This window comes from Pseudomonas mohnii, from assembly GCF_900105115.1.
Classification (GTDB): domain Bacteria; phylum Pseudomonadota; class Gammaproteobacteria; order Pseudomonadales; family Pseudomonadaceae; genus Aquipseudomonas; species Aquipseudomonas mohnii.
In genome coordinates, this window is the sequence record NZ_FNRV01000001.1 from 5145435 (window position 1) to 5156696 (window position 11262).

The 11262-nt window shown below is 58.8% G+C and carries 12 protein-coding genes; 8 read left to right on the forward strand and 4 right to left on the reverse strand.

The features are described 5' to 3' along the window. The first annotated feature begins 138 nt into the window (after window positions 1-138). From BLV61_RS23945 to BLV61_RS23965, 5 genes are all read left to right on the forward strand, one after another. Window positions 139-1578 carry an aminotransferase-like domain-containing protein gene (locus tag BLV61_RS23945; protein WP_047527036.1) on the forward strand — a complete coding sequence of 480 codons (1440 nt, stop codon included), beginning with the start codon at window positions 139-141 and terminating at the stop codon, window positions 1576-1578. 99 nt (window positions 1579-1677) lie between these two features. Beyond that, window positions 1678-2145: a hypothetical protein gene (locus tag BLV61_RS23950; protein WP_047527037.1), complete on the forward strand. Its 468-nt coding sequence runs from the start codon at window positions 1678-1680 to the stop codon at window positions 2143-2145. Between the two features lie 165 nt (window positions 2146-2310). Beyond that, window positions 2311-2565, forward strand: coding sequence for a zinc/iron-chelating domain-containing protein (locus BLV61_RS23955; protein WP_047527038.1), 255 nt, complete (start codon window positions 2311-2313; stop codon window positions 2563-2565). A gap of 86 nt (window positions 2566-2651) precedes the next feature. Continuing rightward, window positions 2652-3257: an START domain-containing protein gene (locus BLV61_RS23960; RefSeq protein ID WP_047527040.1), complete on the forward strand. Its 606-nt coding sequence runs from the start codon at window positions 2652-2654 to the stop codon at window positions 3255-3257. A 293-nt stretch (window positions 3258-3550) separates the two neighbouring features. Then, complete coding sequence (locus tag BLV61_RS23965) at window positions 3551-5644, forward strand: LTA synthase family protein (protein ID WP_090467814.1); 2094 nt, start codon at window positions 3551-3553, stop codon at window positions 5642-5644. A gap of 148 nt (window positions 5645-5792) precedes the next feature. On the opposite strand, the gene BLV61_RS23970 is transcribed toward BLV61_RS23965, so the two are convergent. Continuing rightward, entirely contained in the window at window positions 5793-5945 is a 153-nt protein-coding gene (locus tag BLV61_RS23970) for a DUF3309 family protein (RefSeq protein ID WP_008012020.1), read from the reverse strand. A 286-nt stretch (window positions 5946-6231) separates the two neighbouring features. Between BLV61_RS23970 and BLV61_RS23975 the strand changes: the two genes are divergently transcribed. The 3 genes from BLV61_RS23975 to csrA all read left to right on the forward strand — a co-directional run bounded on the left by BLV61_RS23975 (window position 6232) and on the right by csrA (window position 7782). Then, window positions 6232-7047: an SDR family oxidoreductase gene (locus BLV61_RS23975; protein WP_047527046.1), complete on the forward strand. Its 816-nt coding sequence runs from the start codon at window positions 6232-6234 to the stop codon at window positions 7045-7047. A gap of 64 nt (window positions 7048-7111) precedes the next feature. Next, window positions 7112-7444 (forward strand): YnfA family protein, encoded by a 333-nt coding sequence (locus BLV61_RS23980; RefSeq protein ID WP_047527048.1) that lies wholly within the window; start codon window positions 7112-7114, stop codon window positions 7442-7444. A 146-nt stretch (window positions 7445-7590) separates the two neighbouring features. Beyond that, complete coding sequence (gene csrA / locus BLV61_RS23985; RefSeq protein ID WP_047527050.1) at window positions 7591-7782, forward strand: carbon storage regulator CsrA; 192 nt, start codon at window positions 7591-7593, stop codon at window positions 7780-7782. Here csrA and BLV61_RS23990 read toward each other — a convergent pair. The 3 genes from BLV61_RS23990 to ngg all read right to left on the reverse strand — a co-directional run bounded on the left by BLV61_RS23990 (window position 7771) and on the right by ngg (window position 11262). Next, window positions 7771-7998 (reverse strand): YheU family protein, encoded by a 228-nt coding sequence (locus tag BLV61_RS23990; RefSeq protein WP_003199186.1) that lies wholly within the window; start codon window positions 7996-7998, stop codon window positions 7771-7773. The genes csrA and BLV61_RS23990 overlap by 12 nt on opposite strands. A gap of 179 nt (window positions 7999-8177) precedes the next feature. Beyond that, on the reverse strand, window positions 8178-9368 hold the full coding sequence (locus BLV61_RS23995; protein ID WP_090467816.1) for an osmoprotectant NAGGN system M42 family peptidase: 1191 nt from the start codon (window positions 9366-9368) through the stop codon (window positions 8178-8180). A 148-nt stretch (window positions 9369-9516) separates the two neighbouring features. Beyond that, window positions 9517-11262 (reverse strand): N-acetylglutaminylglutamine synthetase, encoded by a 1746-nt coding sequence (ngg, locus tag BLV61_RS24000; protein ID WP_090467818.1) that lies wholly within the window; start codon window positions 11260-11262, stop codon window positions 9517-9519.

Here is an 11262-nt window from a genome sequence, read left to right on the forward strand (position 1 = left end):
AGTGCTCAGAACAGTACAGTTCTTGCTGACACTGCACTGTACTGTCGACTATTGTGGCAACTGTCCCCGTACACTTCTAAACTGTTCCGGTATTGTTTCACACAAGAATAAAATGCCCGTGAAATCGAGTGCTGCGTCATGACCAATCTCCTGCTCTACCAACGTATTGCTCAGCAACTGGCCGAAGATATCCGTCGAGGTGTCTATCAACCCGGCGAGCGTGTGCCTTCGGTGCGCAAGATGAGCTCGCAGCTCAATGTCAGCCATGCGACAGTGCTGCAGGCCTATGCCAACCTCGAGGATCAGGGGCTGATCCGTGCCCGGCCGCAATCGGGCTACTACGTGCACCAGACCCCGGCCCTGACCGCACCGACACCGGATATCGCCAGGGTTGAGCGTCCTGGGCTGGTCACTCGCAGCAGCATCATCCAACAGGTGCTGGTCGAATCCCGCCGCGAAGGCGTCTTTCCGTTGGGCGCCGCAGTACCGAGCGTCGATTATTTGCCGGTGCGGGCACTGCATCAGCAACTGGCCAAAGTCACCCGTTTTCACAGTCCGCGTGCGTTCAGCTATATGTTCAGCCCGGGTTTTGAACCGTTGCGCCGGCAAGTGGCGATTCGCATGCGTGATGCAGGCGTGGTGGTCGATCCGTCGGAAGTGGTGATCACCCACGGCTGTGTCGATGCCTTGCAAATGTCCCTGCGAGTGCTGACCCGACCGGGTGACCTGATCGCAGCCGAGTCGCCGACCTACTATGGTTTGCTGCAATTGGCTGATCTGCTGGGCCTCAAGGTCATCGAAATTCCCAGCGACCCATCCACCGGCATGAGCCTCGAAGCCTTGCAATTGGCGGCCAACCAGTGGTCGATCAAGGCCTTGGTGCTGACCACTCGTTTAAGCAACCCGCTGGGGGGCACCATGCCCGAGGAGCGGCAGAAACAACTGCTGCGCCTGGCATCTGACTTCGATATCCAGATTGTCGAGGACGATATTTACGGCGAGTTGATGTTCGAGCAGGGGCGCACCAAAGCGCTCAAGGCCTATGACCGCCTGGACCGGGTGATCTATTGCTCGAGTTTCTCCAAGACCCTGTCGCCGGGTGTACGGATCGGCTGGATGATTGCCGGCAAGTACCAGCAGGAAATCCAGCGTTTGCAGACGTTCAGCACCCATTCCGCCTGCAGCGTCACGCAAATGGGTATTGCTGCCTACTTGGAAAACGGTGGATACGACCGTCATTTGCGTTACATCCGTCAGGAATACCGCAAGAACCTCAGCGCCTTCCAGCTGGCCGTGCAGCAGTATTTCCCCGAAGGCACCCAGATGACGCGGCCAACCGGCGGTTTCATTTTGTGGGTGAGCCTGCCGGGTCGGGTCAATACCCAGGAATTGCACGTGCGGGCGCTGCAGCAGGGCATCAGCATCGCGCCGGGGCTGATTTTCAGTAATACCGAGCAATTCAATCATTGCATTCGCTTGAACTGCGGCATCCCGTGGAATCGTGAAGCCGAACGTGCCTTGATGACCCTTGGCATGCTCGCCACCCAGCTCTGCCAGGAAATGGCCGGTGGTCTGTGACGGAGGCGGGCAGGTAATGCCTGTCCGCGCTTGTCATGTTGATTGCAACAAGCGAGCATATGGCCCCTCTGTCGTTAGCGCAGTTGCGCCGTTGGGTCCATGAAACCGATTTTTCCCGCCACCTGGCTGATGATTTGCCTGTTATTGAGCGCTCAGCCGCTCTCCGTGATGGCCGCTTCTGTTCAGGAAAAACCGGCAGCAAGCACTACCTCGAAAAAAACCGCTCCAGCCACCAAAGCCGCCCCGGTCAAAAAGAAAGCCGCGCCGGTCAAAAAGCGTCCTCCGATTGCGGCCAAGTCGAAACCGGCCAGCGAGGTGGCGAAAACCCCGCTGCCTTCAGTCGACCTGGATTTGAGTTTGCCCAAGGGCATGGTCGAGGAGCTGAAGCCGGTGGGCACCGTGCCATTACCGAGGCGAGATCCGGTACTGCCGCAAATGTTCGGTGACAAAAGCAGTCAGTTCCAGCTCAACGGAAGGTTGATCAGCAACGAAATGCAATTGCAGCTGCGCAACGAAGAACGTCGTGAAGTCGAAGGCGCGGCGCTGGAATTCGAGTTCAAGCATTAATTCTTCCCTGCTGATGACCCGCCAACCAGGCGTTTTGTCGGAGACTGCCCGGTCACGCCCGGTTGCAGGCAAAAACCCGTGGTTCGCCAATTTCAAACAACTGTTTTAGCGGTTACTCTGTGCCACGTCCTTTAACACATTGCCCGTCGCGAGGAGCTTGTCGTCATGAAATGCCGTGAAGGCTGTGGCGCCTGTTGCATTGCCCCATCCATCAGCTCACCCATCCCCGGCATGCCCAACGGAAAAGCCGCGGGGGAACGATGCCTGCAATTGTCTGCCGAAAACCTGTGCACTATTTTCGGCCAGCCAGAGCGCCCGGCAGTCTGTTCGGCGTTCGAGGCTGACATCGAGGTGTGCGGCAATAGCCGTGAAGACGCGATCAGGCTGATCGGCTGGTGGGAGCAAATGACGGCTGCGTGATGTGTGGGCTCGCACCTCCGAAAAACCGGAAGGTGATCGGAGGTGCAAGCCCGACGAACTGAACTTCAACAATAAGGAATAAGACTATGGGTTCGCTGCATCGTATTGCTCTGCTGTGTGGTTTGACAGCTGTATTGGCCACCTCGGTCGCTCAGGCCGAAGACTGGAAAGTTGCCAAGAACGAAGACGGCATCAAGGTATCCCTGAGTGAAGTGCCAGGTTCCGACTACAAGGCCTACCAGGGCGTCACCCTGATGAAGACCACCATGGCCAAACTGCGCGCACTACAGGATGACGTCCCCGGCGCCTGCGCCTGGATTCACGAATGCAAGACCCAGAAGTTGCTCAAGCAGGAAGGCAATCAGCTCTGGACCTACACCCAGTTCAATACGCCTTGGCCAGTCACCCCGCGTGATTCGGTGATGCACGTCACCATTATCGAAGGTGCCGATGGCAGCCTGACCCGCAAGCTCGAAGGTGTGCCGAAATACCTGCCTGAGGAAAAAGGTCTGGTCCGGGTGGCCAAGATCGATGGTTTCTGGAAGTTCGTTCCCAAGGGCGATCAGGTTGAAGTGACCTATCAGGTTCACACCGAGCCGGGCGGTAGTGTTCCGTCGATGGTGGCCAACAAGTTTGTGGTCGATGCGCCGTTCAATACCTTGAAAAACCTCAAAGCACGCGCCGAGAAGTAATCGCATTGCGCTGTTGAGCAAGGCTTGAGCAACGCCCCGACCGGTTCGGGGCGTTGCCGTATTTGCAGGGCAGGGCTTTATTTTGTTTCCAGATATGCGTTGCACGAAATTTTCACAACGCCTCCAAGACAATTCGCGCGCGTCTGCATCGACGAACACTTATCAATGGCAATGCTGCGGTTGATCGTGCAACATTTGCGCATCGCGCAAACCCCGGGCCAGGATCTGGCCAACAGAGGGCAGGGCGCAGCTGTATTTTTGAAACTTCAACTTCCAATGGGTCCTAATACGACATGGCAATCCCGGACGCCCTGAATCAGCAGCGAGCTTCAAATCGCCTGCTGCAACCGACCGTCAAATCGCATCTGGCTTATACACTGCTGTGTGCTTTGGTCATGATGGTGATGTTTTCCGCACTGCGCGTCGCGCTGCTGGTCTACAACCGCGAGATGATCCTCTCCACACCAGCCTCGACATTTCTCGAAGCATTCGCCAACGGCCTGCGTTTCGATTTGCGCCTGGTGGTTTACCTCAGCGTTCCGTTGCTGCTCGCGTTGTTTAGCGTCCGTACCATGGCGGCGCGCGGGCTGTTCCGCTTCTGGTTGACGGTTGCTTCGAGCATCGCCCTGTTCCTGGGCCTCATGGAGATGGATTTCTACCGTGAGTTCCACCAGCGCCTCAACGGCCTGGTTTTCCAGTATGTAAAAGAAGATCCGAAAACCGTGATGAGCATGCTCTGGTACGGTTTTCCGGTCGTTCGCTACCTGCTGGCCTGGGCCGTAGGCACCTGGATCCTCAGCCTGGCATTCAAGGGTGCTGATCGTGCGACCCGTCCTCGTGGCCCCTTCAGCGGCGGCAGCATTGGTACGCGTCAGGTTGCCCCGTGGTATGCGCGAATGGCGGTTTTCGTGGTCTGCCTGCTGATCTGCGTGGTCGCTGCCCGTGGCACCTTGCGTCAGGGCCCACCGCTGCGTTGGGGTGACGTCTACACCACCGACTCGAACTTCGCCAACCAGTTGGGCCTTAACGGTACCCTGCAACTGATTGCCGCCGCCAAGAGCCGGATGTCCGACGAGCGCAGCAACATTTGGAAAGCGACATTGCCACAACCCGAGGCACAGCAGACCGTGCGTGACATGCTGGTGATGAAGGACGAAAAACTGGTGGATGGCGATACCGCTGCCGTACGTCGCGTTTATACGCCTCCGGCAGACAAGACCCTGCCGATCAAGAACGTCGTCGTGATCCTGATGGAAAGCATGGCCGGTCACTCGGTGGGGGCATTGGGTGCACCGGGCAACATCACGCCATACCTCGACAAATTGTCGAAGGAGGGTCTGTTGTTCGACCGCTTCTTCTCCAACGGCACCCACACCCACCAGGGTATGTTCGCCACCATGGCGTGCTTCCCGAACCTGCCGGGTTTCGAATACCTGATGCAAACGCCGGAAGGCAGTCACAAGCTGTCTGGTCTGCCGCAATTGCTCAGTGCCCGTCATTACGATGACGTGTATGTCTACAATGGTGACTTCGCCTGGGATAACCAGTCAGGTTTCTTCAGCAACCAGGGCATGACCAACTTCATCGGGCGTAACGACTTCGTTAACCCGGTGTTCTCCGACCCGACCTGGGGTGTGTCTGACCAGGACATGTTCAACCGTGGCCTGGAAGAGCTGAAGGCTCGTGATGGCAAGGATAAAAAACCGTTCTATGCCTTGCTGCAAACCCTGTCCAACCACACACCTTACGCCTTGCCGTCGCCATTGCCCGTTGAGCGAGTGACCGATCGCGGCAACCTGAATGAGCACTTGACCGCCATGCGTTACTCCGACTGGGCGCTGGGTCAGTTCTTCGAGAAGGCACGCAAGGAGCCGTACTTCAACGAAACCCTGTTTTTGATCGTCGGTGACCACGGTTTTGGCAACGAACAGCAGATCACCGAAATGGATCTGGGGCGTTTCAACGTCCCGATGCTGATGATTGCACCGGGCATTCAGGAAAAATTCGGCCAGCGTGACCACACCGTCGGGACTCAAATTGACATAGTGCCGACCATCATGGGTCGACTGGGTGGTGAAGTGCGCCATCAGTGCTGGGGGCGCGACCTGCTCAACCTGCCGGAAGGCGACAAGGGTTTTGGCGTGATCAAGCCATCGGGCAGCGATCAGACCGTCGCCTTGCTCACCGCCGATCGCGTATTGGTATTGCCGAAGGAAATGTCGCCGAAACTCTACCGGTACGAGCTGGGCGCGAATCCTAAAGGTGAGTTGATTCCGGAGTCGTCCGATGAAGCGGCACTGAAGCTGAAGCTTGAGTCGTTCCTGCAGACGGCCACCAAGAGCCTGCTCGACAACACCGCCGGTGTGGTTGACGGCAAGCCGGACTAAGTAACGCGGCAATAGAGAAACAAACACTTGTAGGAGCGAGTTTGCTCGCGATGGACGTTAACGACGACGCGTATTTTCTGGATAAGCGCGTCGTCATCAAGTCCATCGCGAGCAGGCTCGCTCCTATATTTTTTTGCCGGTCAGATCTTCATATTTTGCCGAGCAAGAGCAGGATCAGCAGCACGACCAACACGACGCCGATGATGCCTGATGGGCCATAACCCCAACTTCTGGAGTGCGGGAAGACCGGCAAGCCACCGATCAGTAACAAGATCAGAATTACGATAAGAATTGTGCCCATGACTGTTTCCTTGTTGGATGTATTCGGGAATGACCTGATCGTTAACGGTCAGCGGGAATGAAATTAATTCTAGCTGCTTAAAAAATCGGACTGCCGCGCACGCTATAAAATTCCAAGTTTTTTCGATGTTTTTCGAACAATGTGCTGTTTCGGGGTTAATTGTGTTAGTTGGGTCGGACGCGCCTGCGGTTTGCTCGGGGCATTCAGCAATCTGATGGAGCGTGGGTCGGGCAATATCCTTCGCTACACTCGCTGCATCTTCCCCCGAACAACAAGGCTGTTTGCTATGCAAAATCGCATGATGATCACTGGTGCGGGCTCCGGCCTGGGTCGCGAAATCGCGCTGCGCTGGGCGCGCGAAGGCTGGCAGCTGGCCTTGTCGGACGTCAGCGAGCCGGGCCTGCAGGAAACCCTGAAGTTGGTTCGCGAAGCCGGCGGCGACGGTTTCATCCAGCGCTGCGATGTGCGCGATTACAGCCAGTTGACCGCCTTCGCCCAGGCCTGCGAAGTGAAACTGGGTGGTATCGATGTCATCGTCAACAACGCCGGCGTGGCGTCCGGTGGGTTCTTCAGTGAACTGTCCCTGGAAGACTGGGACTGGCAAATCGCGATCAACCTGATGGGCGTGGTCAAGGGGTGCAAGGCCTTCCTGCCGCTGCTGGAGCAAAGCAAGGGCAAGATCATCAACATCGCGTCGATGGCCGCGTTGATGCAAGGTCCGGCCATGAGCAACTACAACGTGGCCAAGGCTGGCGTGGTGGCACTGTCCGAAAGTTTGCTGATTGAATTGGCCCAGCAGGAAGTCGGCGTGCACGTGGTTTGCCCATCGTTCTTCCAGACCAATCTGCTGGACTCGTTCCGCGGCCCGACCCCGGCGATGAAAGCCCAGGTCGGCAAACTGCTGGAAAGCTCGCCGATCAGCGCGGCAGACATCGCTGACTACATCTATCAGCAGGTCGCCGCCGGCGAGTTCATGATCCTGCCCCATGAGCAGGGCCGCATGGCTTGGGCGCTCAAGCAGAAAAACCCGCAACTGCTCTACAACGAAATGACCCTGATGGCCGACAAGATGCGCGCCAAGGCCAAACAAACCGCAGGCTGAACTTGCCCGCACGGAACAGCCTCGTTAGGGTGGCCGCCATCGGTCATCCTCGCGAGGCGTTCGCATGCTCAACTATCTGTGGTTTTTCCTCGCCGCGCTGTTTGAAATCGCTGGCTGTTTTGCCTTCTGGATGTGGTTGCGCCAGGGCAAAAGCGCTTGGTGGATCGTACCGGCGCTGCTCAGCCTGACCTTGTTCGCGGTGTTGCTGACCCGTGTCGAAGCGGTCTACGCCGGTCGCGCCTATGCCGCCTACGGGGGCATTTACATCATTGCATCGATTGGCTGGCTGGCGGTGGTCGAGCGGATTCGTCCACTCGGTTCGGACTGGATCGGCGTGGCATTGTGTGTGATCGGGGCGAGCGTCATCCTGTTTGGCCCGCGCTTTACCGCGTCGTGAAGGAAGTGCCTGATCGATTTGTCAGACGTTTCTTTCAGTGCTGTGGGTCTGTGCTTGTAGCTTCGGTCTGGATTGCCACTGTTGCCTTGAAGCGCTGCGGTACGCCGGGCATCTTCAAGGTCCGGTAACCTTGAAGGACGAAGGCCATGCTTGTACTCAGCCGTGTTGTAGGCGAGTTGATTTCCATCGGTGACAGCATTTCGATACGCGTCGTTGGCATCAACGGCGGTGAAGTGCGCTTCGGCGTCGAGGCTCCGCGCAACGTCAAAGTGTACCGATGCGAAATCTACGAGCGCATCCAGCGCAAACTGCCCCGGCCCAAAAAATCAGTCGAATAGGTGCTTGGGTACGTCGTGCTTGAGCATCAGCTGGCATTGCTCGCTTTCCGGGTCGAAGACAATCAGTGCCTGGCCCTTGGTCAATGCCTGACGCACTCGCAGCACACGGGTTTCAAGCGGGGTGTCATCACCGTTGTCGGTACCGTCACGGGTGACGAAATCTTCGATCAGGCGGGTCAGGGTGTCGACTTCCAGTTGGTCGTGGGGGATCAGCATAGGCACCTCGGTTAAATCAATGGCGCGATGCTACGGTGAATCACGGGCCGGGGCTAGCCTCGGTCCTGCGTTGTCGGGTCAGGCGCCATCGCCAGCAGGCTGGCCCCACAGTTAAGTGCAGAACCCAGTGGGAGCCAGCCTGCTGGCGATGACGGTAGACCGGTCAGCGAAATACCGGCTTAGCTATTGTTGCGTTGGCCCAGGAGGCTATCCACGGACGGCACTCGCGTGTCGCTTTCCATCTGGGTGTCGTGTTCGATCTGGTGACTGAAGCGGTCCAGCGAACCCTTGGCCGGTTGCGCATCGCTGGCGAACACCGGCGGGCTGAGGATATAGGCGCCGAGCAGGCGACTGAGGGCCGCGAGGCTGTCGATGTGGGTGCGTTCGTAGCCGTGGGTGGCGTCGCAGCCGAAAGCGAGCAGGGCGGTGCGGATGTCATGGCCGGCGGTCACGGCCGAGTGAGCATCGCTGAAGTAGTAACGGAACAGATCGCGGCGTACCGGCAACTCGTTGTCACTGGCCAGGCGCAGCAGGTGCCGTGACAAGTGATAGTCATACGGCCCGCCGGAATCCTGCATCGCCACGCTCACTGCATGTTCGCTGGAGTGCTGGCCGGGGGCGACCGGTGCGATGTCGATGCCGACGAACTCGCTGACGTCCCAAGGCAATGCCGCCGCCGCGCCGCTGCCGGTTTCCTCGGTGATGGTGAACAGTGGATGACAGTCGATCAGCAATTCCTCACCGCTGTCGACGATCGCTTTCAACGCCGCCAGCAGCGCCGCCACACCGGCCTTGTCGTCGAGGTGGCGAGCGCTGATGTGGCCGCTTTCGGTGAACTCCGGCAGCGGGTCGAAGGCGACGAAATCGCCGACACTGATGCCCAGCGAATCGCAATCGGCGCGGGTGGTGCAGTAGGCATCCAGGCGCAATTCGATGTGATCCCAACTGATCGGCATTTCATCCACCGCCGTGTTGAACGCATGTCCCGACGCCATCAACGGCAATACGCTGCCACGGATTACTCCGTTGTCAGTAAACAGGCTGACGCGACTGCCTTCGGCGAAACGGCTCGACCAGCATCCCACCGGGGCGAGGGTCAGGCGGCCGTTGTCCTTGACGGCGCGTACGGCCGCGCCAATGGTGTCCAGGTGCGCGGAAACGGCGCGATCCGGGCTGTTCTTCTTGCCCTTGAGCGTGGCGCGAATGGTGCCGCGGCGGGTCATTTCGAAGGGAATGCCCAGCTCTTCAAGGCGTTCGGCGACATAGCGCACGATGGTGTCGGTGAACCCGGTAGGGCTGGGAATGGCAAGCATTTCCAACAGGACTTTTTGCATATAGGTCAGATCGGGTTCCGGGTATTTGATGGTCATGGAAACTCCTGATGGGGTTGAGCACATCGATGGTTTCGATGAGGGAGTGAGTCGGTGTCGGTCAGGACCCTTTTTCGAGCAGGGGGGTGCAGGCAAATGTGCGAGCGAGCTTGCTCGCGAAGGCGATGGTGCTGGCAATGCATCAATGTCATGCAACCGGCTGACTATGGGGAAACAACAGATCCACAAAGCGTTCAGCCGTCGGCTGTGGCTCATGGTTGGCCAGTCCGGCCCGCTCATTGGCTTCGATGAACACATACTCCGGTTGATCGGCGGCACTCACCATCAGGTCGAGGCCGACCACGGGAATATCCAGCGCCCGCGCGGCACGCACGGCGGCATCCGCCAGTGTCGGGTGCAGAATCGCGGTGACGTCTTCGAGAATCCCGCCGGTGTGAAGATTTGCCGTACGCCTTACGAACAAATGCTCGCCCGCCGGCAGAATGCTGCTGTAGTCGTAACCGGCGGCCTGCAAGGTGCGTTGCGTTTCCGCATCCAGCGGGATTTTGCTTTCACCGTCCGTGGCGGCCTGTCGGCGTCGGCTCTGGGCTTCGATCAACGCGCCGATGGAATGCTGGCCATCGCCAACCACTTCGGCCGGTCGACGAATCGCGGCGGCGACCACTTCAAAGCCAATCACCAGAATCCTTAGATCAAGGCCTTCGTGGAAGCTTTCCAGCAGCACGCGACTGTCGAAGCGGCGAGCGGCTTCGATGGCGTGCTGGACGTCTTCGATGGTCTGCAAATCCACCGCCACACCTTGCCCTTGTTCGCCGTCCAGCGGCTTGACCACCACCCTGTGGTGCTCGTCGAGAAACGCCAGGTTGTCATCGGCGTTGCTCGCCAATTGTTGCGCCGGCAGGTTCAGGCCCGCGTTCTTGAGCACTTTGTGGGTCAGGCTTTTGTCCTGGCACAGGCTCATGCTGATGGCGCTGGTCAGATCGCTGAGGGACTCGCGACAACGCACCCGGCGCCCGCCATGACTGAGGGTGAACATCCCGGCATCGGCGTCATCGATTTGCACATCAATGCCGCGTCGATGGGCTTCTTCGACGATGATCCGCGCATAGGGATTGAACGGCGCCTCGGGGCCCGGGCCGAGGAACAACGGCTGATTGATTCCGTTCTTGCGCTTGATGGCGAACGTCGAGAGGTTGCGAAAACCGAGCTTGGCGTAGAGGTTCTTCGCCTGCCGATTGTCGTGCAGCACCGACAGGTCGAGGTAACTCAGGCCACGACTCATGAAGTGTTCGATCAGGTGCCGCACCAGCACTTCGCCGACCCCCGGTCGCGAGCAATGCGGATCGACCGCCAGGCACCAGAGGCTGCTGCCGTTTTCCGGATCATTGAAGGCCTTGTGATGATTGAGGCCCATGACGCTGCCAATCACCGCGCCGCTGTCCTCGTCTTCGGCCAGCCAGTACACCGGCCCGCCCGAGCCCCGTGGCGTCAGCAACGTGGCATCGATCGGCAGCATGCCCCGCGCCTGGTACAGCTGATTGATCGCGTTCCAGTCCGCTTCACTTTGGGCACGGCGGATGCGAAAGCCGCGAAATACCCGGGTGGCCTGACGGTAATCGCTGAACCACAGGCGCAAGGTGTCGGAGGGATCGAGAAATAACTGGGTCGGTTCCAGTCCCAGCACTTGTTGCGGCGCGGCGACGTACAGGGCGATATCGCGTTCGCCGGGCTGCTCGTTGAGTAACTCTTGGGCAAGGCTGGCCGCATCGGCAAAGGTGTGGCCGATCAGCAACCTGCCCCAGCCGCAATGCAGGGCGATTGGCGCGCCCCCCAACTCGCTGCCGTCTTCGGCCAGACGTGCCTGCAAGCGTTCGTACGAGGGTGTCTGGCCGCGCAACAAGCGTTGGTTGATGGCCGTGGCGTGAGGTTTCAT

Coding starts and splice junctions, on each gene's coding strand:
- BLV61_RS23945 (WP_047527036.1), top strand. CDS start 139: ATGACCAATCTCCTGCTCTACCAACGTATTGCTCAGCAACTGGCCGAA.
- BLV61_RS23950 (WP_047527037.1), top strand. CDS start 1,678: ATGAAACCGATTTTTCCCGCCACCTGGCTGATGATTTGCCTGTTATTG.
- BLV61_RS23955 (WP_047527038.1), top strand. CDS start 2,311: ATGAAATGCCGTGAAGGCTGTGGCGCCTGTTGCATTGCCCCATCCATC.
- BLV61_RS23960 (WP_047527040.1), top strand. CDS start 2,652: ATGGGTTCGCTGCATCGTATTGCTCTGCTGTGTGGTTTGACAGCTGTA.
- BLV61_RS23965 (WP_090467814.1), top strand. CDS start 3,551: ATGGCAATCCCGGACGCCCTGAATCAGCAGCGAGCTTCAAATCGCCTG.
- BLV61_RS23970 (WP_008012020.1), bottom strand. CDS start 5,945: ATGGGCACAATTCTTATCGTAATTCTGATCTTGTTACTGATCGGTGGC.
- BLV61_RS23975 (WP_047527046.1), top strand. CDS start 6,232: ATGCAAAATCGCATGATGATCACTGGTGCGGGCTCCGGCCTGGGTCGC.
- BLV61_RS23980 (WP_047527048.1), top strand. CDS start 7,112: ATGCTCAACTATCTGTGGTTTTTCCTCGCCGCGCTGTTTGAAATCGCT.
- csrA (WP_047527050.1), top strand. CDS start 7,591: ATGCTTGTACTCAGCCGTGTTGTAGGCGAGTTGATTTCCATCGGTGAC.
- BLV61_RS23990 (WP_003199186.1), bottom strand. CDS start 7,998: ATGCTGATCCCCCACGACCAACTGGAAGTCGACACCCTGACCCGCCTG.
- BLV61_RS23995 (WP_090467816.1), bottom strand. CDS start 9,368: ATGACCATCAAATACCCGGAACCCGATCTGACCTATATGCAAAAAGTC.
- ngg (WP_090467818.1), bottom strand. CDS start 11,262: ATGAAACCTCACGCCACGGCCATCAACCAACGCTTGTTGCGCGGCCAG.